Annotated in this window: 20 protein-coding genes; 13 read left to right on the forward strand and 7 right to left on the reverse strand. The window is 61.1% G+C overall.

What is annotated here, in order from left to right:
• The first annotated feature begins 202 nt into the window (after positions 1–202).
• Positions 203–2,431 (forward strand): NADP-dependent isocitrate dehydrogenase, encoded by a 2,229-nt coding sequence (locus H2170_12190; protein ID MCS6300836.1) that lies wholly within the window; start codon positions 203–205, stop codon positions 2,429–2,431.
• Positions 2,432–2,622: 191 nt separating this feature from the next.
• A complete protein-coding gene (locus H2170_12195; protein MCS6300837.1) occupies positions 2,623–2,925 on the forward strand; it encodes a type II toxin-antitoxin system RelB/DinJ family antitoxin in 303 nt (100 codons plus the stop codon).
• Positions 2,926–3,526: 601 nt separating this feature from the next.
• Here H2170_12195 and H2170_12200 read toward each other — a convergent pair.
• A complete protein-coding gene (locus H2170_12200; GenBank protein ID MCS6300838.1) occupies positions 3,527–4,390 on the reverse strand; it encodes a xylose isomerase in 864 nt (287 codons plus the stop codon).
• Positions 4,387–5,403 (reverse strand): phytanoyl-CoA dioxygenase family protein, encoded by a 1,017-nt coding sequence (locus tag H2170_12205; protein MCS6300839.1) that lies wholly within the window; start codon positions 5,401–5,403, stop codon positions 4,387–4,389. The genes H2170_12200 and H2170_12205 overlap by 4 nt, the downstream gene beginning before the upstream one ends.
• A gap of 177 nt (positions 5,404–5,580) precedes the next feature.
• On the opposite strand from H2170_12205, the gene H2170_12210 reads away from it, so the two are divergent.
• Positions 5,581–6,291: a helix-turn-helix transcriptional regulator gene (locus H2170_12210; protein MCS6300840.1), complete on the forward strand. Its 711-nt coding sequence runs from the start codon at positions 5,581–5,583 to the stop codon at positions 6,289–6,291.
• Positions 6,292–6,493: 202 nt separating this feature from the next.
• Here the strand turns inward: H2170_12210 and H2170_12215 are convergent, their stop codons facing one another.
• Together H2170_12215 and H2170_12220 are read right to left on the reverse strand one after the other, a co-directional pair.
• The gene (locus H2170_12215; protein MCS6300841.1) at positions 6,494–7,045 is read right to left on the reverse strand and encodes an NAD(P)H-dependent oxidoreductase; all 552 of its coding nucleotides are present in this window, start codon (positions 7,043–7,045) and stop codon (positions 6,494–6,496) included.
• 27 nt (positions 7,046–7,072) lie between these two features.
• Positions 7,073–7,768 (reverse strand): pirin family protein, encoded by a 696-nt coding sequence (locus H2170_12220; protein ID MCS6300842.1) that lies wholly within the window; start codon positions 7,766–7,768, stop codon positions 7,073–7,075.
• A gap of 87 nt (positions 7,769–7,855) precedes the next feature.
• Between H2170_12220 and H2170_12225 the strand changes: the two genes are divergently transcribed.
• Both H2170_12225 and H2170_12230 read left to right on the forward strand, forming a co-directional pair.
• On the forward strand, positions 7,856–8,752 hold the full coding sequence (locus tag H2170_12225; protein ID MCS6300843.1) for a LysR family transcriptional regulator: 897 nt from the start codon (positions 7,856–7,858) through the stop codon (positions 8,750–8,752).
• A gap of 618 nt (positions 8,753–9,370) precedes the next feature.
• On the forward strand, positions 9,371–10,072 hold the full coding sequence (locus H2170_12230) for a hypothetical protein (GenBank protein MCS6300844.1): 702 nt from the start codon (positions 9,371–9,373) through the stop codon (positions 10,070–10,072).
• A gap of 439 nt (positions 10,073–10,511) precedes the next feature.
• On the opposite strand, the gene H2170_12235 is transcribed toward H2170_12230, so the two are convergent.
• Positions 10,512–12,005, reverse strand: a complete 1,494-nt coding sequence (locus H2170_12235) for a hypothetical protein (GenBank protein MCS6300845.1) — start codon at positions 12,003–12,005, stop codon at positions 10,512–10,514.
• A gap of 208 nt (positions 12,006–12,213) precedes the next feature.
• On the opposite strand from H2170_12235, the gene H2170_12240 reads away from it, so the two are divergent.
• From H2170_12240 to H2170_12260, 5 genes are all read left to right on the forward strand, one after another.
• A complete protein-coding gene (locus tag H2170_12240; GenBank protein MCS6300846.1) occupies positions 12,214–12,690 on the forward strand; it encodes a hypothetical protein in 477 nt (158 codons plus the stop codon).
• A 556-nt stretch (positions 12,691–13,246) separates the two neighbouring features.
• Entirely contained in the window at positions 13,247–13,606 is a 360-nt protein-coding gene (locus H2170_12245; protein ID MCS6300847.1) for a hypothetical protein, read from the forward strand.
• Positions 13,603–15,069 carry an IS21 family transposase gene (locus H2170_12250; GenBank protein ID MCS6300848.1) on the forward strand — a complete coding sequence of 489 codons (1,467 nt, stop codon included), beginning with the start codon at positions 13,603–13,605 and terminating at the stop codon, positions 15,067–15,069. The genes H2170_12245 and H2170_12250 overlap by 4 nt, the downstream gene beginning before the upstream one ends.
• Positions 15,066–15,833, forward strand: a complete 768-nt coding sequence (locus H2170_12255) for an ATP-binding protein (GenBank protein ID MCS6300849.1) — start codon at positions 15,066–15,068, stop codon at positions 15,831–15,833. Before H2170_12250 ends, H2170_12255 begins: the two co-directional genes overlap by 4 nt.
• A gap of 9 nt (positions 15,834–15,842) precedes the next feature.
• A complete protein-coding gene (locus tag H2170_12260) occupies positions 15,843–17,429 on the forward strand; it encodes an IS1634 family transposase (protein MCS6300850.1) in 1,587 nt (528 codons plus the stop codon).
• Positions 17,430–17,547: 118 nt separating this feature from the next.
• On the opposite strand, the gene H2170_12265 is transcribed toward H2170_12260, so the two are convergent.
• Positions 17,548–18,525: a M48 family metallopeptidase gene (locus tag H2170_12265; protein MCS6300851.1), complete on the reverse strand. Its 978-nt coding sequence runs from the start codon at positions 18,523–18,525 to the stop codon at positions 17,548–17,550.
• Between the two features lie 243 nt (positions 18,526–18,768).
• Between H2170_12265 and H2170_12270 the strand changes: the two genes are divergently transcribed.
• Genes H2170_12270 through H2170_12280 form a run of 3 tightly spaced genes read left to right on the forward strand, consistent with a single transcriptional unit; the run spans position 18,769 to position 20,070 of the window.
• The gene (locus H2170_12270; GenBank protein ID MCS6300852.1) at positions 18,769–18,969 is read left to right on the forward strand and encodes a hypothetical protein; all 201 of its coding nucleotides are present in this window, start codon (positions 18,769–18,771) and stop codon (positions 18,967–18,969) included.
• 42 nt (positions 18,970–19,011) lie between these two features.
• Positions 19,012–19,515, forward strand: coding sequence for a hypothetical protein (locus H2170_12275; protein ID MCS6300853.1), 504 nt, complete (start codon positions 19,012–19,014; stop codon positions 19,513–19,515).
• Positions 19,516–19,560: 45 nt separating this feature from the next.
• Positions 19,561–20,070: a VOC family protein gene (locus H2170_12280; protein MCS6300854.1), complete on the forward strand. Its 510-nt coding sequence runs from the start codon at positions 19,561–19,563 to the stop codon at positions 20,068–20,070.
• A gap of 172 nt (positions 20,071–20,242) precedes the next feature.
• On the opposite strand, the gene H2170_12285 is transcribed toward H2170_12280, so the two are convergent.
• Complete coding sequence (locus tag H2170_12285) at positions 20,243–21,235, reverse strand: aspartyl protease family protein (protein ID MCS6300855.1); 993 nt, start codon at positions 21,233–21,235, stop codon at positions 20,243–20,245.
• Positions 21,236–21,321: the final 86 nt, after the last annotated feature.

Raw genomic sequence — 21,321 nt, forward strand, 5'->3', positions numbered from 1 at the left:
ACTTCCAGTCTGCCTTAGAATCTCGAAAGCCACTCCGCCGGAGCAGACTGGAAGTCTGCGCTACTTTCGGTTGGTAGGTTTGCCCCTTCCCGTTGCCCCACCGCTGCGGCGGATATTCCCTCGCTCAATCTGGTAATTGCTTTTGACCGACCATTTGGCCCGTCCTTAGCTCACGGACCTTAATTCCCTAAAAGCACACACCATGTCCGCCGCTCCCTCCATCATCTACACCATCACCGACGAGGCTCCCGCACTCGCTACCTACTCGTTCCTGCCGATCGTGCAGGCCTACTCCAAGCACGCCGGTATCAACGTGGAAACCCGCGACATCTCGGTGGCCGCCCGCATCCTCGCCGTTTTTTCCGATCTGCTTCCCGCAGCGCAAAAAACCCACGATGCCCTCGCCGAACTCGGCGCGCTCACCCTCAAGCCCGAGGCCAACATCATCAAGTTGCCCAACGTCTCCGCCTCCATCCCCCAGCTCAAGGCCGCCATCGCCGAGCTCCAGGCCAAGGGTTACGCCCTCCCCGCTTTCCCCGAAACCCCTTCGACCGACGCCGAGAAAGACGCCCGCGCCCGCTACGCCAAGGTCCTCGGTTCCGCCGTCAATCCGGTCCTGCGCGAAGGCAACTCCGACCGCCGCGCGCCCAAGGCCGTGAAGGCCTACGCCCGCGCCCACCCGCACTCCATGGGTGCCTGGTCGACCACCTCCAAGACCAACGTCGCCGCCATGATTGAGGGCGATTTCTTTGGTAACGAACAATCGCTGACCACCGCCGCCGCCACCACCGTGCGCATCGAGTTGGTTAAAGCCGACGGCAGCGTGCAGGTCCTCAAGGACAAGACCCCGCTCAAGGCCGGCGAAATCCTCGACGCCACCGTGATGCGCAAAACCGCACTGGTTGCCTTCTACCAGCAGCAGATCGCCCGCGCCCGCTCCGAGGGCGTGCTGCTCTCGCTGCACCTCAAGGCCACCATGATGAAGGTCTCCGACCCCATCCTCTTCGGTCACGCCGTGAAGGTCTTCTTTAAGGACGTTCTTAGCAAACACGCCGCCACCCTCGCGCCCCTCGGCATCGACTTGAACAACGGTTTCGGCGACCTGCTCGCCAAGATCGAAAAACTCCCCGCCGCCGACAAAGCCGCGATCGAGGCCGACATCGCCGCCACCTACGCCGCCGGCCCGGCCCTCGCCATGGTCAACTCCGACAAGGGCATCACCAACCTCAACGTCCCCTCCGACGTCATCGTTGACGCCTCCATGCCCGCGATGATCCGCACCTCCGGCCGCATGTGGAATGCCGCCGGCAAGGAACAGGACACCCTCGCGCTGATCCCCGACCGTTGCTACGCCGGCGTGTACCAGACCGTCATCGATTTCTGCAAAAAGAACGGCGCCCTCGACCCGAAGACCATGGGCAGCGTGCCCAACGTCGGCCTGATGGCCCAAGCGGCCGAAGAGTACGGCTCGCACAACAAGACCTTTGAAATCCCCGCCGTCGGTATCGTCCGCGTGGTGGACGAAGCCGGCAACGTACTCACCGCTCACTCAGTGGCTGCCGGCGACATCTGGCGCGCCTGCCAAGCCAAGGACGCCCCCATTCAGGACTGGGTAAAACTCGCGGTTAACCGTGCCCGTCTCTCCGCCACGCCAGCGGTGTTCTGGCTCGACGCCTCCCGCGCCCATGACGCCCAAATCATCGCCAAGGTCCAAAAGTACCTGAAGGACCACGACCTCACCGGTCTGGACCTGCGCATCCTCGAACCCGCCGCCGCCTGCCAATTCACCCTGGAGCGCCTGGTCAAGGGACTCGATACGATCAGCGTCACCGGCAACGTGCTGCGCGACTATTTGACCGACTTATTTCCGATTCTCGAAGTCGGCACCTCGGCCAAGATGCTCTCGATCGTCCCGCTGATGAACGGCGGCGGCCTGTTTGAAACCGGCGCCGGCGGTTCCGCGCCGAAGCACGTGCAGCAGTTCACCGAGGAAAACTTCCTGCGCTGGGACAGCTTGGGCGAGTTCTTCGCCTTGGCGGCCAGCTTCGAACACCTCGGAATTTCCCAAAACCACGCCAAAGCCAAGGTGTTGGCCGAGACCCTCGACGAGGCCAATGGCAAGTTCTTGGAATTCGACAGGAGCCCCGCGCGCAAAGTCGGTGCCGGTATCGACAACCGCGGTTCGCATTTTTATCTCGGGCTATATTGGGCGCAGGCTCTGGCGAGCCAAGCTAAGAGCTCAGAGCTAAGAGCTGTTTTTGCGCCCGTCGCCGAAAAGCTGACCGCCAGCGAGAATCAGATCGTCGCCGAGCTGAACTCCGTGCAAGGCAAGCCGGTCGACATCGGTGGTTACTACAAGCCGGATGACGCCAAGGCCTCCGTTGCGCTGCGCCCGAGCGCAACGTTCAACGCGATCCTAGCGACGCTCTAAAGCCCACGAGCGCGATCCGGTTGCCCACGAAACACACGGAAAGAAAGCCCCTCCGATTCTTCCGTGTAGTCCGTGTGTTCCGTGGGCAAAACCTCCGTCTTCATCCCGCCCCCGTTCAGCCTTGGCGCCCAGGCAAGTCCCGGAGTCGTCACGCCGTTTGACACTTAGGCACACCTGAAGCCATTTGAGTCATGCCCACCGTTCAGCTCCGCACTCGCTTGGATCGTGACTTAAAGCTCAAGAGTGACGCTGTGTTGAAAGCCCTCGGCCTTGACGCATCGACCTTTGTTGCCATGTCGATGGCCCAACTGGTCAACCGGCGCGGGTTGCCCTTCGCGGTGACGGAGGCGGATGCTGATTACTTCGCAGCAGAATATGGGGTGACAGCTGCGCAAGCCGCCCAAGTTGGCCGTAAACTGCGAGGGGAAACCGTGCGAGCTCGCCGCTCCGGAAAACTCCGTGAAGTGAACAGCGCCGCCGATCTCGCCCCGTGAGACTGCTTACCACGCCGCGCTTTTTGAAAAGCGTCCCGGCGGATCGTTGGGTTCACGTGTTTCAAGTGATGCGCGGAGCGCTCGTGGTGTTGGGCTCGCCGCACCTGCACGCCGGTATTGGGCTGCGGCGCATCCCTCCATTTATGGAGTGCCGTTGCGGCATAAAAGACCGCCGTGGAGGGCACGGCCCAAATCGGCGGCGCATCCCTCCATTTATGGAGTGCCGTTGCGGCATCGATCTACGACTGATTTTTCAGCGCGAAGGAGATGCCTTGGTTTTCCATTGGTGCGGTACGCATGACGAGGTGAAGTCGTTTCTGAAAAACCGGCGCTGCGGGCCTTGCGCGTGAAGCCCGCCGCCGTGCCGATTGGGATCTTTAGCGCCTTGCTAACCACAATAGCCGACCGTTCACACCGTTTTTAATATTATGTAACGGCCTGGCACGTTTTTAACGCTCTGTATCCATGTAACGGCCCGATCCCCTGGCCCTACTCTGTCAGCGGCTGCGCGGAAGCTGGAACACCTGTTGATCGAGAGCGCGCGGGTCGGAGTGAGCGGCGTGGCGTTGAAGGATAGTGAGGGGGCCAGGGAGTTGGGTGGTTAGATTGCTTGCCAGCGGGCTTCCAATTCACGCTGCAGGCGAATGGCATCGGGCCAGGAGGAAGGAAACGTAGAAAGCCCGTAGCCTCCCAGGACCGGGCCGAGTTCGGGACAGGCATAGCAGGTGCGCGTGCGATTGGCCGGGGCGGTTTTCCAAAGCTGCATGACGGTGGTGGCGAAATCCAGATAGGGGACGATTTCGGGGGTGCGTGCGCCGCGGCGGGTCACGGGGATTTGGACGTGGTGGGCGTTGAAGGGGCGGAAATGAAACTGCGTGGCGTGCGCGATGAGGTCGGTGCGTTTCAGGTAGCGCTCGGCAACCGTGGCGGGGTCGATGTGCTTCACGACGGCGAGGTGGGAGAAGTCCCAAGTGAGGCGGAGCAGGCGCCCGGTCTTTTGTTCGTAGCGTTCGGCGAGGGCGAAAATTTTTTCGGGGGTCTCGGTGATGGTGTCGCGGTGGGTTTCGAGGGAGAGCTCGAAGCCGGAGTCGGTGGCACGGCGTTCGAGGGCGAGCCAGCGGCGCAGGGACTCGGCGGCGGGCAGGTCGTGGCCCATGAGCTGGACGTTGGCGAGCGTGGCGCCGCTGCGCACGACCGAGGCGATCAAAGCGGGGTAGTCCGCAGGGTCGCGGCCGAAGATCAACGCGACGGGTTCGAGGCCCTCGGCGCGCACGGTGGCGGCGAGGGTTTCATCGAAGACGGTGCAGACGGCCGCGAAGCCCGCCTCACGCATGGCGCGGAGTTTGCGGGCGAGGGTCCATTCGCGGCGACCGGGGCCGGGGTGCTCCACGAGCGTCCACAGCGTAGCGACCGGACGAAGCTGCGGGTTGGCGGAGGAGGGCGGGTTTTTTTTGGAGGCGCTCATGGGCGGGCGGCGGGCTCCAGTTTTTGCACTAGGGGTTGGCCGGGGGCGGCTTCGTCTTCGTAAAGGTGTTTTTGGTTGGCGAGGCTCCAGCTCACGCAACCACTGCGGCCGTCGTCGCGCAGCATCGGCGTGGCGAGGTCGGCGTAGCCGCGGTGGGCGTAGGGGTCGGTGCCGGCGACGACGAGCACGTCGCGGTAATCGGTCTTGGCCATGGGCGTGCCGTCCTCGGGCTTGTTCCACGGGAGGAAGCTCTCGCAGCTCATGAAGTGGTTGACGAGAGAGCGGCGGTAGCGGCCCTCGGGCGCGCGGTTGGGGAGGGAGCGGTGGAGGAGGTAACCGTTGAAAAACACGACGGAGCCGGCTTCGACTTCGACGGGGACCGCGTCGGCGTCGGTGTAGGGAAAGCCGCGGCTTTCCTCGGAGCAGTCGAAGCGGCGGTCGCCGTGCCATGCCTGGTCCCAGAGGATGCCGTGTTTGTGGGAGCCGGGTATTACCCAGAGGCCGCCGTTTTCGACTGTGGCGCGGTCGAGGGCGATCCAGGCGCCGATGAGCGAGCGGTCGCGGGTGGGGATGTAGTCTTCGTCCTGGTGCCAGGCTTGGCCGGGTTTGCCGGAGGCCTTGATGAAGAGCATCGACTGCATGCATTTCACGTTGGGGCCGACGACGCCGGTGAGGACCTTGAGCGTGGCCGGGTTGAAGAGCGTTGCCTTTAGCGGCGCGGAGATTTTATGGGGAAAATGGATGCAGAGAAACTGTTTCAACACCTCGTTGTCGGTTAGGGCGTCGGGGAGCGGCTTGGCGTTATGGATGTCGCCGCGACGGCCGCGGCAGATCTGGGTGGTCTCGTCAATGAGGGCGGCGACTTCGTCGGGGGAAAAGGCGTCTTCCATGACGAGGTAGCCGTTGTCTGCAAAGAAGGTCTGAATGTCGGCCGGATCGGCATCGGGGGAGAAGTAGCCGGGCGGACGAACGGCGGGGAAACGACTGCGGCGGGTGGAGGGGATGATGGACATGATAGGGAGGGATTAGAGTTGCGGCGTTTAGGAGCAGATTATCTATAACACGTCATGAGTGACCCGAACAGCTCTAGGGGAGGAAATAATATATCCATTAAGCTACGAATGGCGGAAGCGGAGCGGGCTTTTTTTGGGGATGTGGTCTATAAGCAAGGCGGTAGTTGCGGTCCGCGAATGCAGGGGGATTTTCAATTGGTGGTGATCGAGGCCGGGGAGGCGCGGGTGACAGTGGGGGAGGATACGGTGCATCTGGCCAAGGGGGACGCGGGGTTGTTTTGTCCAGGGAGGCGGGAGCATTTTTTGTTTTCGCAGCAGGTGAGGACGCATCACACATGGTGTGCGGTGAATCCAGTGTTGGTGGCGCCGGAGCTGGCTCAAGCCTGCGGCAGGGCGCCGGCGGTGATACGGGAGACCCATCGACTGGCACGATTGATGGAACTGGGGTTGGGGCTGCCCGAGGTGACGGGAACGGAGGCGTCTGGGCTGGTCGAGGCCTTGGGTTTAGCGGTGTTGCGGGAGTATGTGTATGCGGCGCAGCACAAGTCGGGAGCGGGCGAAAAGCCGGAAGCGTTGCGGCGCTTGTTGGAGTGGTTCGGCTTGCATGCGGCCGAGCCGGTCGATCTGCCGAGGTTGGCCAAGGTCGCGGGGGTTTCGGCCGCACAACTCGTCAAGGTTTGCAAACGGCACCTGGGGGTGACGCCGGTGCGGGCATTATGGGAGGCGCGGACGCGGCAGGGGGTGCGGCTCTTGCGGGACACGGGCTTGCCGGTAGCGGAGGTGGCGTTTCGCTGCGGGTTTCAGACGCCGTTTCATTTTTCGCGGTGGGTGAAGGCATTGACCGGTGCGAGTCCTCGGGCTGTGCGGCTGCAGGCGGCTTGGCGTTGAGGGGCGGCGTCCGAGTTGGCAAAGGAGTATCAGCGTCCGAGCCTACGGCGAAGGTTGTCGCGCTAGCGCCGAACGGGGTCGGGCCGTTACATGGATACAAGCTGCTATAGCCCAGCAATCGAGATTACTTTGAATATAACCAACGGCCCGGGCCCGTTAAGCTCTGGCCCGCATAAACGACATTTTTTTAAGTGCGGAGAATTTAGGTTTTCCGTTGGGCAACAAGGCTGGCGATGCGGTGACCGAGGCGTTCGCCTGTAGCTTTGTCGTCTTCGACAAGCGCGGCCTGCGCCATCACGCCCAAAGAGCTGCCGAGGCGGTTGATGCCGGTGGCCTGCATCGGTAGCTCACCCAAGCCGGCCCAGATCATGCCATGCTGCATGGCCAGCGTGGACAGGTATTGCAGCGTCACCTGCTTGTCGCCGCTGGGACTATTGGAAATCGTGAAGCCGGACGCGATTTTGTCGCGCCACTTGGCATGATACCAACGTCCGCCGGTTGCATCGGCGAAGGCCTTAAACTGTGCGGCAGGTCCGCCCATGTAGGTGGGCGTGCCGAAGATAATCGCATCGCTTGCGTCGAGCTGGGCGAGCACCGCCTCGTTTTCGTAACGCCCTTCCTTAATATCGGCACCGGCGATGGCGATCAGCTGGGTTTGGATTCCGGCCACGGCAGCCGCACCGTCCGCAACAGCTTGGGCGAGTTTGGCGGTGTTACCGGTGCCGGAGAAGTAGATTATAGATACAATACTCATGATGTTTTAGCGGGCTGATGGATTTGATTAGTTGAGGTCGAAAAGGAGAACTTGCGCAGGCTTATGACCGGTGAGCTCCAGTGTTGTGCCCTCGGTGATGGCAGCCGCATCGCCACCATTTAATGTATGGCCGTTGAGCGTCACCTCGCCCTCGGCCACGTGAACCCACGCCTGCCGGCCTTGAGTGAGTGGATGACCGACTCGTTGACCCGCATCGAGTTTAGCCAACCACAAATCGGCGTCCTGATTAATCGCGATGGACTCATCGCGGCCGGTCTTGCTCACCACCAAATGCAGGACGCCCTTGGCTGCGGAGGCGAAAGACTTTTCGGCATATCGCGGCGTGGCCCCCCGGTGGTCGGGCTGAATCCAGATTTGCAGCAAACGGACCGCTTCTGAATCCGAAGGATTAAACTCGCTGTGGCGCACCCCAGTCCCGGCGGCCATATATTGCACATCACCCGGGCGGATAACCCGGCCATTGTTCATCGAGTCCTTATGCTCAAGCTGCCCGCTGAGGATGTAGGTAATGATCTCCATGTCGCGGTGCGAATGGGTGCCGAAACCGTGAGAAGGTAAAACGAGATCGTCGTTGATCACGCGCAGACTGCGAAACCCCATCCAACGCGGGTCATGATAATCAGCGAAACTGAAGGTGTGGTAGGAATCGAGCCAGCCATGGTTGGCGTGGCCCCGGTCGTTGGCTTTGCGGATGTTGATCATGCCAAGAGTATGCCACACCTCGGTGCGTTTTGGGAAAGACCAAGATTCTTGCCTCAGCATAACCCAAAAGCATAGTCGCGAACTCGCATGGAACTCCGCCACCTCCGTTACTTCCTCGCTGTTGCTAAAAGCGAAAACGTGTCCCGTGCCGCCTTGAAACTCCATGTTTCCCAGCCGGCCCTGAGTCGGCAGATCCGAGACCTAGAGACGGAGATTGGCTTTCTGCTGTTCGAACGCAGCGCCAAATCCGTGCGCCTCACCGAGGCGGGGCGCGTTTTTTTGAGTGAAACTCAGGCGGTGTTGGCGCGCACTGAAGAAGCGGTGCAGGCGTCACGGGCAGTCGCCACCGGGCTTCAAGGCGAACTCAATGTGGGTTATGCGCCCACGCCCACCGTGCACATCCTACCGCCAACGTTACGGGCGTTCAAAGTCGAGCGACCGGAGCTGCGCGTAAAACTCCATGACCTATCGACTGAGGAACTGCTTGCGGGGTTAAGAAAAGCCACCCTGCACATCGCCATTCTGGTACGACCCTCCGTAGCCATGTTGCGAGGGCTGCGCTTTGAAGAGCTTTCGCGAATCGCGATCCGGCTCGCCGTTCCGCCCGGTCACCCCTTCGCTCGGCTTCGCACCATTCCCATCGCGCGGTTGGCGAACGAGCCGCTGATCAGTTACCCGCGCAAAGAATATCCCGATTACCACGAGATGCTCGCCACGGTGTTTAGCGGCCTCAAACAACAGCCACGCATCGTTGAAGAGCACGAAGGAGCGGGCGGATTGGTGACTGCTGTCGAAGCCGGAACCGGCCTCGCGCTGGTGCCTCAATCATTGGCGTGCTCGATCGGCCCGCGCCTCAAACTCCTCCCGCTTTCGCCCGCACCGGCACCCCTGATCATTGGAGCGGCCTGGTTACGTGACCGGATACCCCCCGCCGCCGAACAGTTTTTCCACTGCGCTCAGAGAGCAGCTGTGAACGAAACCTAAAATGCGCTCCTCGTTTGGCAGCAGCATGGATTTTGTCGGGGGAGATCTGAGGTAACACAAAATCAACAGAAACCATCGAACCTTTTAGCCGCGAAAGAACGCAGAGATCGCATAGAAATACCGGGCTTGTTCTTTGCGTTCCCTGCGTTCTTTTGCGGCTAAACTGACTTGGTTAAATCCGACACTTTAAATGTTACTGCCTACTCGTTTGGCAGATTACCTGAGCACCACGGCGAACCCCAAACGGGGATAGGGCCGCTTTTTTCATGGTTCTCCGGCAACGGCGCGTGCCCGGCGGACGGTTTTTCGGTCTCGGAGCCGGGTTTTAACGCTCGGACCAAGGTTATTGAAGCCCGAAGGCTCGGGTTTGTCGGTCGGAGGCACACGTTTTAAGACCGGAGGCACACGACTCAGGCCCGGAGGCTCAGGTTTGGCAACCGGAGGCCACAGACTGAAGCCCGGAGGCTGCGGTTTGCCTACCGGAGGACCGGTTTTGCAAAATAGCCGTCCAGGTTAAAGACCAACGGCCGATTTCTGGGTCCACTCGTGCACGCCCTGAGTCCCAACAACCTTCGCCCCTGCGTCGGTGGGCTCGCGGCCTTGCCCGATTACACACCCATGACTCCAGCCCTCTTGCCCGAACCCACCGGTACCGCGAACTCCGCTCTACCCTCCACGCCCACCTCCGCCCCAAGGGCCGACTTCGACCAACACTTAGCCAACGAATTGACGGTGACCGCATCCCTCATCAGCGCCGCGCTGAACCGTCCGGAGGTTATGGCTGAACTCAGCTACAGTATCACCGAAATCGAAGAAGGGCGCGCCCTGCACGTCGCCGCCCAGCAGGCTTTTAATGCCCGTCAACAAGCGGTAAGCACCTCCAGTACCGCCAACAAGAACCGCGACCAGTTGCTGACGAGCGTGCGTGAAGATTTCTCGGCCTACCGCGCCACCGTGCAGGCCAACTTCCCCGAGGAGGTGCGCACCGCGCTGGGTGCCGGCGGTCGCGTGCCCGCCGACCTGCAAAAGTTTATCACCCTTGTCCGCAGCGCTTATGCAACCGCCCAGCAAGCACCCTACGCGGCGGTGCTCGCCAAACGTAAGCTCACCCAGGCGGTGCTCACCTCCTATATCGCCCAAGTCGACGAACTTGTTGTACTCGATGGCAAGGCGAAGGCAGCAGACCAGGGCGCGATCGCCGCCACCCAGATGCGGGACGAAGCTGGCACGGACCTGCGTAAGTGGATTGGGTCCTTTCGCAAGCAGGCCAAGGCCGATCTGCGCAAGTTTCCCGAACTCCGCGCCCAACTGGATTTGTAAAGTTATTCCCACCACGGCGGCCCTGAGCGGGGCCGCTTTTTTGCCTCCGGTTACAGTGCAACCGACCGTTTCCGAGTTACCGGACCTCTTTATCGGCGTAGGACCGGCGACGCGTGGGTGGTTCTCATTTCCTCGATTGTGCCATGGATGGATCAGGCGATTTCCTTGCTGCTCGTGGCGCCGTCAGGAATGAGATAGGTTCCGCCCATTAAGCAGGTGAGAGTGGTGCGGATGTATTTAGAGCCTGTCCCAAATTTCCGGATTTTTAAAAAGTGCGCAGAGGTCCATTGGGATTGCGGGCGAACGAGGTGGCACGAATCACCCCAGCGACGTTAAACGGCGGCCCGAATCGATTTTTCCCGCCCCCAAGCGCGGTAGTAAGGTACGGCAAAGCCGGGGCGAGCCCCAGGGTTATTCACATTTTTGCCGGAAAATTGAATTAAGCGGCCAGCGGAAGTGTTATTTCCTCGGCAAGGATTCGTGACACCAGCCAGAGGTTGTGACCGAGTACACTCCAACCCACCGAACGGTAGCGGTTGGCAAACCCTTTACAGCGCAAGCGTCCGCCGAGGCGTTGTTTGAGGATCGCAATGCGCGCTTCGGTCGCCGAACGGCGCCGCTGCAATTGGGCGAAGCGTTTTTCGCTCAAACGCTCCTTGAGCGCGTGCGGATCACGCGGGCATACCGCATCGTAAACGTCTTGTTGCTTGAGCATTGCGGAAGTTTTTTTGGTGGCGAAGCCGCGGTCGGTGCCGACCGCGCTAATCGGCGCACTCAGGTCAAAGCGGTTCTGCCGCGCCAGGCTTTCCTCGAGTTGGCACCATTCTGCCGGAGCCGCGCCCTGGTAGAGTTGCCAGTCGGTGATTAAACCGGAGAGCGCCTCGCTCAACAGCAACGAGTTGCCAAACTCGACTTGGCTCCCTGCTTTGCCGCGAACCAGTACGTTCACATCAAGTTCATGCACGCTGAGGATCTTTTGGTCGTTGGGCACCGGGCGTCCGCCGATGATGCGCTCGTGGGCCTGCTTGATGACGGCGGGCAGTTGGCCGAGCATAGCGTCGATGCGGGTGGTTATCCGCTTGGTTTGGCGTTGGCTGTAATGGGTTTGGCTATACTTCTGCGCCAACAGGTCGCGGTGGCGGCGGGCATGTTCTCCGATCGTGCGTAACAGCGTCTTCATCTTGCGCAGGATCTGTTTACGCGCGCGCTTGGCGTCGTTGCGGCGGCCTGCGTGGGTCATTGACATGCACAACTTGTTCATCTGCTTGGCAAAGCACTCCGGCTCTTCAGGCATACGGTGGAGCAGTCCAGCGCGGCGGATTAAAATCATGGCCTTGAGCAAAGTCTTGGACACATCACGCAACAGCACCCAGTCCACCGGGAAGTGGATGTTGGTCTCCAAGCACGTGCCGTCGATGAGGCAAACATCCATGTCCAGCGGCGCGCTCAACCCGAGTTCAGTGGCGCGATCCTTCTCGCCGCACATCTCCACCAACACTTGCCCCATCCAGCGCACCTGTTCGGCGGTGAAAAACTTCGAGGCCCGCTCCAGCACACTTTTGGACGCCCCCTTGATTCCCTCAAGCGTGCGAACACCGCAAAAATCCGCCAGTAAATCACTTGAGGCAATGCTACGGGAAAGCTCGCGAAAGGATATGTTGCCCAAATGCACCCGCAACACTTCAAAGCGTAACGCTTTGAGCGCAAACTCCATACGCTGGCGTAGTTGTGCGACACTGGCTTGGCCTGCCCCCGCCTTGGCAAAGTCCATCGCCATCGTCTCCAAGTGGCTGCCACGCAACAACGCGTCGAGTCCTTCCAATTGCTGGCGAAACTCGGCGTAATCTTTATTGGCACCGACTGGCGTTAGCGCCGGACGCAACCAGCGTTGCAGGGCAATGGCCGAGGTGGCGGATACGGGTTTTGACTTCATGGCCGATTATAGCGGCTTTTTTTTGACCAAAACCAGGGAATTACCCCTCTTTAGCCCGAGTTCCGCAGTTGGCGTAGTCGGCAAAAAAAGTTTCAGAGGAGAGCAGATTTTTGGCGGCGGGCGCCTACGAGGGAAGACGAGGTTTTGGAGGCATGTAGTGCCGAACACCCCGTTGAGGAGCGCTCGGATTTCTGCGATACTGCCGGGCATGTTCCTACGACGTAAGACCAAGTCGGCGCGCGGGGTCGGTTACAGTTATTGGCACTTGTGCCGGACGGTGCGCACCGCGCGTGGGCCGCGTCAGCAGGTCGTCGCCTCGCTGGGCAAACTCGACGACGCGCAACTGGCGGGCTTGCGCGGGGGCTGGGATGATTTACCCGCATTGTTGCGCGGGGAAACTCCGATCCCCAAGCCGGACACCGCACCTCTGCCCGGGCTCGGTTTGCCGGGCCAGACCGAAGGTGACACCGCACCGCGTTGGGAGCCGGCTGATCTGCGCGCTCTGAGAGTAGAACGCAGCCGCGACTTCGGCGAGTGTTACCTCGCCTGTGAGCGGCGAGCGGGAAAGCGTCTATTTCTGGCGGTTAGGAATGCACTTCTTCTTCGGTGGATCTTCTTCCCCTTAAAAAGAGTAATACTCTTCTTCCGTGGGTGGGTTTTCTTCCCTGTCCGGCTGGGGATATGAGGGGTGCGAATGGGTGGAGATTGAACCGGCGGGACGCTTGGCGGATGCACAGCGATGCATCCAACCGGTTCACGCAAGTGTTTGCACTGTGTCGATTTCTTTCTGCCCGACGCGCATAACCGCGAGCGTCAGCGCTACTGCGGGAAGCCGGGATGCCGACGGGCGAGCCGGGCGGCCAGTCAGGCCAAATGGTTGGCGAAGCCGGAGAACCTCGACCACTGGAAAGGCCCAGAAAATGTCCAACGGGTGCAGGAGTGGCGGAAGGCCAATCCGGGGTACTCAAGGCGGAGGGGGCCGCGACGGCGGGTGGCGTTACAAGACATCCCAACTACGCAATCCGTTGTGCACCAGCCTAAAGCCGAGCCGGTCGCCGAGGTGGCGTTACCGAATCCCTGCGTGCCGTTACAAGACAGATGGGAGTCGCAAAACCCTGTGCTCGTGGGGCTTATCGCGCAGTTCGCCGGAGTGACGTTACAAGAGGACCTCGAACCCATGCTGCGACACCTGCAATCCCGGGGGCGGGTGATCCTGGGCATCGACGTCCAGCCGCCCGATTATGCAAAAACAACCGATCGATCGCGAACAACTCCGGCGCACGCCGGCCCAGTTTAGCTGGCTGGACCACCGGCTGGTGCGGGGCAATTACCTGGGGCGGGCCAGTGCCCCCGCCTGGGGCCTCTATCTGGTCCTGGTCACCGTGGGCGACGCCGACGGGCTGAGTTACTACGCCACGCGCACCCTGGCCCGGCTGCTCACGCTCAGCGAGGACGGCCTGGTCGAGGCGCGCCGGCAGTTAATCGAGGCCGGGGTGATCGCCTACGCCGCGCCACTTTACCAGGTGCTCTCCTTGGACCGGGGCAGGCCAACGCACACGCTGGCGGCAACGCCGCCGCCGAGCCGGGAGGTGGGCGCGTGATCGATTACGAACTGTATTGCCGGATAAAACAGGCGGAGGCGGCCGGTCACAGTGCGCCGCAAATCGCCCGCTCGCTCCAGTTGCACGTGCAGACGGTGAGGCGCTGGCAGGCGCAGGAAAAGTACGTGCGCAGCCAGGCCGCGCAGGTGCCTAGGCCAAGCAAGCTCGACGTGCACAAGCCGGCGATCGCGCGCTGGCTGGAGGCCCATCCGTTCACCGCCATGCAGCTCTGGCAAAAGGTGCGCGAGCGGGGGTACACGGGCGGGTATTCAATTTTGAAAGACTACGTGCGGCGGGTGCGGCCGAGGAACCTGGAGGCGTTTCTTACCCTCAAGTTTGCCCCCGGCCAGACCGCGCAGGTGGACTGGGGCAGTTTTGGCGCGGTGGAGGTGGACGGCACCCGGCGGGCTTTAAGTTTTTTCGTCATGGTTTTGGGGTACAGCCGGTTCCTGCATGTGGAATTTACCCTCGGGCAGGGCCAGGAGTGGTGGCTGGGCTGTCACCGGCGCGCCTTTGAAAAACTCGGCGGGGTGCCGCGCGAGGTGATGGTGGACAACTGCAAGACGGCCGTCCTCTCGCATGTGCCCGGGACCGACCCGGTGTACAACGCCCAGTACCTGGACTTTGCCCGGCACTACGGGTTTACGATAAAAGCGTGCGGGCCGGGGCATCCGCAGTCCAAGGGCATGGTGGAAAACGCGGTGGGTTACGTGAAAAAAAGCTTCCTTGGCGGGCGGCAGATGAACGGGTTTACCGAGCTGGGGCCGGCCGCCAGCTTGTGGCTGGAAACGGTGGCCAACGTGCGCGTTCACGCTGAAACCCAGGGCCGGCCGGTGGACCGGCTGCCCGAGGAGCGCGCTGCGCTCCTGCCGCTTAACCCGGTGGCCAGTCCGGCGGTGCGCACCTTAAGCGTGCGGGCGTCGCGGCGGTGCCGGGTGAGTATCGAAACGAACCGCTACTCGGTGCCCACGAAGTTTGCCGGGGCGCTACTCACCGCGCAGATCGAGGGGGCGCAGGTGAGGTTTTATGCGGACCGCACCCTGGTGGCCGAGCATGCCCGCAGTTTTGCCCGCCGCGCCGATGTGGAAAACCCCGAGCATGTGCGCGAACTCGAGGAGCGCAAACGGCAGGGGGCGCGGCAGCGCCTGCGGCTACGGTTTTTGGAACTGAGCCCGGCGGCACCCGCCTACCAACGGGGGCTGGAGGAGCGCCGGCTCAACGCGGGACACCACCTGGCGACTATCGTGGGTTTGGTGGCCCTGTATGGAACGGAGGCAGTCGGCCGGGCGATCGAAAGCGCCCATGAACTCGGCGCCTACTCCAGCGATTACATCCTCAACTTGCTCGAACAACGCGCGCGGGCCTTGCCGCAAGCCGGGCCGATCCACCTCACCCGCGCCGACGCGTTGGCCGCACTGGAACTCGAACTGCGTCCCCCGGATTTAAGCCCCTATACCCAATGAAAACAGAACCCGAAAAAACCGATTTATTAAAAGATCAACTCAAGTACCTGAAACTCGGTTACCTGCTGCGCCACCACGGCGAACTCACGGCCGAGGCGGCCAAGGCGCGCTGTTCGCACGCCGAATTTTTACGCCGACTGGTGCAGGCCGAGACCCAGGACCGCCAGATCCGGGCGCTGGAGCGGCGCATCCAGGCAGCGCGCTTCCCGGTCAAGAAAACCGTCGACCAGTTCCAGTGGGACTGGCCCAAGGAGTTGAACGAAGCGCAGGTGCGGCACCTCTTCGAACTGGGCTTTGTCAAGGAGCGCACCAACGCGGTGTTTTGCGGTGGTGTGGGGCTTGGGAAGACACATCTCGCGAGCGCGTTGGGCTACGCGGCGTGCCAGGCGGGCTACACGGTGCTGTTTACGACGGCGGTGGACGCGATCAACGCCCTGGTCACCGCCCAGTCCCTGCACCGGTTGCAAGCCGAGTTGAAGCGTTACATGACCCCTGCGGTGCTCGTGCTCGATGAGGTCGGCTACCTGCCGCTCGACAAGTCGGGGGCCGACCTGCTCTTCCAGATCGTCAGCCAACGCTACGAACGCGGCTCGCTGATCGTCACCACCAACAAGGCCTACAAACACTGGGCAGGGATCTTTAACAACGACGCTGGCATCACCGCGGCGATCCTGGACCGCCTACTGCACCGGGCCCAGACCGTCGTCATCGAGGGCAAATCCTACCGCATGAAAGACCGCCTGGCCGACGAACCTGCAAGCTGACCGGGCCTGATGATCGGCCCCTGGCGGGGCCGGTCATCGGCTTTTACGACAGGTGATTTTGTAACCGCCAGAAATAGACGGTGTTCGCGCCGCCGCTCACACCTCGCCCTCTCGCTTTGGCACCGTCTCAAGCTCAATGAGCTGCTCGGCGAGCTTTTGCCCGAGGGCCGCGAGTCGGTGGGCTGGGCGCATACCGCCGCTCTGCTTACCGTCGCGCGGTTTTGCGCGCAACGCTCTGAACTCGGAGTGGCCGAGCACTGGTATGACACCACCGCGCTCGATGATCTGCTCGGTGTGGACAACCGGCTGGTCAACGATGACCGGCTCTACCGCGCGCTCGATCAGCTCGGCGAGCACAAGGACGCTCTGTGCGCCCACCTGATGACGCGTTACCGGGAGTGGTTTGGCGTGCGCTTCGAGTTTTTGCTCTACGATGTGACGAGCACCTACTTCGAGGGCGAGGCGGAGCGCAATCCGCAGGCCCAACGCGGTTACTCGCGAGATCAACGCAGCGGCAATAAACAGGTTTGCATCGGCCTGGTCTGCACCCCCGAGGGCCTGCCGCTGAGCTTCGAGGTGTTTGCGGGCAACCGCGCCGATGTGAGCACGGTCGAGGACATCGTGCGTGCAATGGAAACCAAATACGGCCAGGCCGAACGGATCTGGGTGATGGACCGGGGCATGGTCTCCGAGGCGAACATTACTTTCCTGCGCGAACGCAAGGCGCGCTACCTGGTCGGCACGCCGAAAAGCTGGCTGCGCGCCCACGAGCAGACTTTGCTCGAACAATCCGACTGGAAAACCGTGCAAGACGGGCTGGAGGTGCGCCTGGTCGAACAGCCCGACGGCGAGCCGGGCGAGCGTTACGTGTTATGTCGCAGCGGCGCGCGGGCCGAGAAGGAGCGCGCGATGCTCCAACGTCAGAGCGAGCGACTGACGGCAGAGTTGATCAAGATCGACGCCTGGCTCAGCCGCACGCCGCAGGCCGATCAGGAAGCCGTGGGCCGGCGGATCGGCCGGCACCTGGGTAAATATCCCGCCGCCGCCGCGATTGTAATGGCGGAGGTATTACGCGATGGGGAAGGCCGTGCCGGCGCCCTGTGCATCAGCAGCCGGCTCGACGCCGGACAAAAGGCGCACCGCCAAAAAGGCGCGTATCTGTTGCGCACCAACTGCGAGGAGACCGATCCGGTCTTGTTGTGGAAGTGGTATATCCAGCTCACGCAGGCCGAGGCGGCGTTCCGCACAGCCAAAAGCGACCTGGGACTGCGACCGGTGTTTCACCATAAAGAGGACCGCGTCCAGGCGCATATCCTGGTTTGCTTCCTAGCGTTGGCGCTGTGGCGCACGCTTGAGCAGTGGATGCACTCGAAGGGGCTGGGCACCTGTGCACGGCAATTGGTCAAGGAAATGGGCGGAATCAAAAGCGTCGATGTTGTCGTGCCCGTGCGCCGGGCCGAAATCACGACCGAACTACGCTTGCGTGTAGTCACCAAGCCAGAACCGGCCACCGCCCAGCTTCTCACCCACCTCGGCCTGCGTCTGCCCAAAGGCACCCGCGAAATCAGCAATGTAGTGCCGAAAATCGCCCCTTAAATTACGCAAGTGCCTCAAATACAACAAAACCATCTTTCGAACTGCGGAACTCGGGTTAGGCATCATTAAACTTATGCTAATAGTTCACTGCTAGGTTTTTATGCTTTCGGGACAGGCTCTATTTACTTGCCCCGACCAGTTCACGCAGGTCTTTCGGCGGATGATTGTTTTCCAAAGTGTATTGATCGAACGCGGCGGAATACTGACGCAAATTGTTCTCGCAGAATTTTTCCTGAGACGCTTGCCGTACTTTTTGGAATGCGGGAATCGCCATGGCGGCCAATAGGCCGATCATCATAACCATCATCATTGCGGCAATGAGTGGGCCTCCTCCACCACCGCCGAGGTTTCCACCCGGCATGAAAAGGCCGACAACATAGGCGAGGGGGTTGCGCTGCGGCTTGGTCGCCGGTTGCCCTGTTTTCAAGTTGAGCAAATCCGACACGCGCCGTGAGAGCGTGGGGTAGGTCGAGGTGATTTCATGCAGCGAGACAAAAAAGCCCCGTTCGTCACCGTGTTGTCCGGCAAAGGCATTGGAGCTGAGGGTGCGGCCGTGTTCTTTGCCGCCGCTGAGAATCATCATTGCCCGCACCGAGCCATCGACATCTTGAGCGGCAAATGCGCCGTAGCGATCGCAGGAAGTTACCCAAGCGCGACGATAGGCGGGGCCGATCAACGGGAAGAACATACCGGGTCCTAGGAAGATTTGCTTGAGGATGTGGCGGCTCTTAATGTGCCCCAGTTCATGGCCGAGAATAAATTTCATCTCGGTCGACGTCGGCCCGAGGGCTTCGAGTAAGTCAGAGTAGACCACGACAAAATTCCGACCCGAAAACCGGGTGGCGAACGCATTCAGCATTCCGCCGGCCTGGATCACATAAAGGCCCGGAGGCTGCCTGACCCCGAGTTGCTGACAGACTTCACGGAAGGCTTTGTCTAGTTCAGGGAGTTGTCGTTCATCGACGCGAATTGACTCCGATCGCACGTGCGCGACGAGCAAGCCGTTGCCGAGCCAAAGGAAAAATCCAATAAAAACGGCGTAGAAAATGCCGATGATCCTCACGGTAATCGCAATCCAGAAGAGGATTGAAAGCACGAGCACCAGCGCATGGTAGGTGCCTTCTTTTTTTACGGTGAGGTTTGATTCAGTCAGCCCGAGGGGGGCGAGGGAGGATTTATTGGTGTCATAGGAGTGTAGTGGATAGAGCTATCGCTCGACGCTGTAACTTTTTCTCTTTGTGGAGCTAAAGCCAAAGCAGACGGGGCGAGTTTTGTCGTTTTTGTGACGTTCTCGCTTCAGAAGTGGAGTGTTTTTAGTTGTTATTGAATTGTTTTCGGAATGCGAACCAGTGGAATTGATAAAACTCGCCCTGACCGCTTTGGCATTACCGGCCAATCCTTCACCTACCGCGCCGCTCCCGAGGGCGCGAGTTACAACCTCTGCGCCTTCGGCTCGGACGGCAAAGACGACGGTGGTGCAAGGTGCGCCCCGGGCGACCGCAACCCCCGCAACTGGGCAGGGCCCAGCGGAGGGTACTGATCTTCGTCGGCCGACACAACTCCTCGTTCCATGCGCCGTGCCTTGACCCTCACCACGCTGGTCGCCTCCACCGCTTTCGCGGTGCAGGGCTTTCGACTACTCTTCCGCGCCTCGCAGGGTTCAGGTTGGAGCGCGGCCTCGCCTGCATTGTTAGGGGTTATCTGCCTAATCATCGCTGCATGCCTAGCCGCTCCGCGCCTTGTCAGCGTTTTGACTTACCCTCTGAACTCGTTGATCGGTGGGTTTTTTTATCCGCAGCAACGCTTCACCGCTCCACCCGATGATCTGCTTCTAAAATTGCGCATCCGTATTTCAGGACGCGAATTCGAGTCGGTCGAAAAACAACTTACGGGCCTGTTCGCCGCCTATAAACCAAATCCCGGCCTCTATCACCTCCGCGCCCTGTTGGAAGTGGCCCAGGGGCGCGGGGTCGAACCGGTGACAGCCGACGCCGCGCGCAATCTCTCCGCCCAGAATTTCGAAGCCTATCAAAAGCTGCTCCGAAAATTCCCGGCCCGCCCAGTTTATCCAAAAAACACACCCTGAAAAATACGGCAGCTTCGTTTCATATCGCCGCCACCACCTCCGCCCATGCTTTCCCGCTCTCATTCATTACCGGCTAATTCACAGGTCAGCATCGGCCACGTTCACCTCAAGGTCGCCGACCTGCAGCGTTCGTTGGGGTTTTACCGCGACGTGCTCGGCTTCACGGTCACCCAGCGCTACGGGGACCAGGCAGTATTTTTGTCCGCAGGTGGTTACCACCATCATATCGGCCTGAACACCTGGGAAAGCGCTGGCGGTTCGCCGCCAGCACCCGGAACAACAGGACTGTACCACCTCGCTTTGCTTTACCCGAGCCGCGCCGAACTCGCCGATGCCCTGCAGCGCGTACTCCGGGCGGGCCTGAGGCTCGATGAAGCTGCAAACCACGGGGTTGGCGAGGCGCTTTATCTGCGTGATCCCGACGGCAACGGCGTAGAGCTTTACCGTGACCGACCGGAGGATCAGTGGCCCCGCACCCCCGAGGGTGGTTTCGCGATGCACTCGCGGGCGCTAAACCTGGAAGCCCTGCTCCGCGAGGCACCGGTCGCCAAATAAGCCCCCACTGTAGTAACCGAAAAGCCTCCGATCCGGTTGCCCACGAAACACACGAAATGAAACGAAAGGAAAACCCTGGAGTCGGCTGAAGTCCTATTATTCAAACTTTCGTGCAATTCGTGTGTTTCGTGGGCCAATCTGCGCCATCGCCACGCTGCAATTCGGCACTATTTCAGTGGCCGAAGGTGAGTTTCAGCCGCCTTTTTCGGACATAAAGCTTGTCGCTCTGGCAGTCGATGAAGGCCTCGGCGGCCACCAGGGTTTGCACCCCGAGCAGGCCCCTGACGTCCGCTGTCCGCAACTCAGGATCGCTGCCGATCAGGTCGGCGAAATTGCAAACCAGCGCGTAACTGGAGTTCACCTCGTGACCACCGATGCTCAGGTGGTTTAGTCGGATTGACCGGGCTGAGGTGGTTTTAAAATGAATCCCTACCGCAGTGTAGGTGCGGGAGGAGAGCGATCTGGGGTTGGTGGCAATGAAGCGGTTATCGAGAAGGGACGATCCAGCGCCGGTATCGACAACCAGCGATGCGGGGAACTCGCCCAAACGTGTGCCCACGATCAGGTGTTCGCCGGCGCGGAGCAAAGTCACCTCGGGCCAACCGGTTTTCGTCAAGCGTTGGCTGAGGTTCGGCGCGGCGCCGGAAATCGGGGCAATGAGCAACGCAGGCTGGTTGCAATCAACCACGGCATTGAGCGCGGTGAGCACGTCGAGTCCAAGGATTCCGTCGATAGCTTTCGCCCCAGACGAGCCTCCTTGGGTCGTGACCGCCGCAAGGTCGAAAAGCACCCCGGGAACCTGAGCCAACGTGATGCCGCCCACCTGAAGCGAGTTGATCACGGCTAGGCGATGCGCTTGGCCGTTGGATTGCACCGTGGGCGCCTGTGGGCCGTGCCCACCCAGCGGCTCGATGCCTAGCGCGGCAAGGCGGGCCTGCTCGATGCCGACGTGTGGCGCGCCGGTGTCCACCAAAAAGGTAGCCTGATGGCCGTTAACCAGAACGGCGACCAGCAATTGGTTATGGCTGGTTCTCTTGAGCGGCACGTTGAGGTAGCCGGACAAGTCCGGACGCGATGGGGCAGCCTCGGCTACGCCTAAGCAGGCCCCCTGAACCAAAAGCACTAGCAAAATCCAAACCGAAGGAATCCACGCCAAGAGGGTCATGATCGGCCCATTACCTTCCGCTTCTAAGGCGCAGTCAACCGGCGGTTCCTAAAACCACCGCCTGCTTGGAATTATACGCTCCCCGA

The sequence above is a fragment of the Opitutus sp. genome (assembly GCA_024998815.1).
In the GTDB taxonomy this organism is placed as follows: domain Bacteria; phylum Verrucomicrobiota; class Verrucomicrobiia; order Opitutales; family Opitutaceae; genus Rariglobus.

What these genes read in the sequence shown, in the direction of transcription:
- H2170_12190 (MCS6300836.1), top strand. Translation starts at nt 203, where the DNA reads ATGTCCGCCGCTCCCTCCATCATCTACACCATCACCGACGAGGCTCCC.
- H2170_12195 (MCS6300837.1), top strand. Translation starts at nt 2,623, where the DNA reads ATGCCCACCGTTCAGCTCCGCACTCGCTTGGATCGTGACTTAAAGCTC.
- H2170_12200 (MCS6300838.1), bottom strand. Translation starts at nt 4,390, where the DNA reads ATGAGCGCCTCCAAAAAAAACCCGCCCTCCTCCGCCAACCCGCAGCTT.
- H2170_12205 (MCS6300839.1), bottom strand. Translation starts at nt 5,403, where the DNA reads ATGTCCATCATCCCCTCCACCCGCCGCAGTCGTTTCCCCGCCGTTCGT.
- H2170_12210 (MCS6300840.1), top strand. Translation starts at nt 5,581, where the DNA reads ATGCAGGGGGATTTTCAATTGGTGGTGATCGAGGCCGGGGAGGCGCGG.
- H2170_12215 (MCS6300841.1), bottom strand. Translation starts at nt 7,045, where the DNA reads ATGAGTATTGTATCTATAATCTACTTCTCCGGCACCGGTAACACCGCC.
- H2170_12220 (MCS6300842.1), bottom strand. Translation starts at nt 7,768, where the DNA reads ATGATCAACATCCGCAAAGCCAACGACCGGGGCCACGCCAACCATGGC.
- H2170_12225 (MCS6300843.1), top strand. Translation starts at nt 7,856, where the DNA reads ATGGAACTCCGCCACCTCCGTTACTTCCTCGCTGTTGCTAAAAGCGAA.
- H2170_12230 (MCS6300844.1), top strand. Translation starts at nt 9,371, where the DNA reads ATGACTCCAGCCCTCTTGCCCGAACCCACCGGTACCGCGAACTCCGCT.
- H2170_12235 (MCS6300845.1), bottom strand. Translation starts at nt 12,005, where the DNA reads ATGAAGTCAAAACCCGTATCCGCCACCTCGGCCATTGCCCTGCAACGC.
- H2170_12240 (MCS6300846.1), top strand. Translation starts at nt 12,214, where the DNA reads ATGTTCCTACGACGTAAGACCAAGTCGGCGCGCGGGGTCGGTTACAGT.
- H2170_12245 (MCS6300847.1), top strand. Translation starts at nt 13,247, where the DNA reads ATGCAAAAACAACCGATCGATCGCGAACAACTCCGGCGCACGCCGGCC.
- H2170_12255 (MCS6300849.1), top strand. Translation starts at nt 15,066, where the DNA reads ATGAAAACAGAACCCGAAAAAACCGATTTATTAAAAGATCAACTCAAG.
- H2170_12260 (MCS6300850.1), top strand. Translation starts at nt 15,843, where the DNA reads ATGATCGGCCCCTGGCGGGGCCGGTCATCGGCTTTTACGACAGGTGAT.
- H2170_12270 (MCS6300852.1), top strand. Translation starts at nt 18,769, where the DNA reads ATGCGAACCAGTGGAATTGATAAAACTCGCCCTGACCGCTTTGGCATT.
- H2170_12280 (MCS6300854.1), top strand. Translation starts at nt 19,561, where the DNA reads ATGCTTTCCCGCTCTCATTCATTACCGGCTAATTCACAGGTCAGCATC.
- H2170_12285 (MCS6300855.1), bottom strand. Translation starts at nt 21,235, where the DNA reads ATGACCCTCTTGGCGTGGATTCCTTCGGTTTGGATTTTGCTAGTGCTT.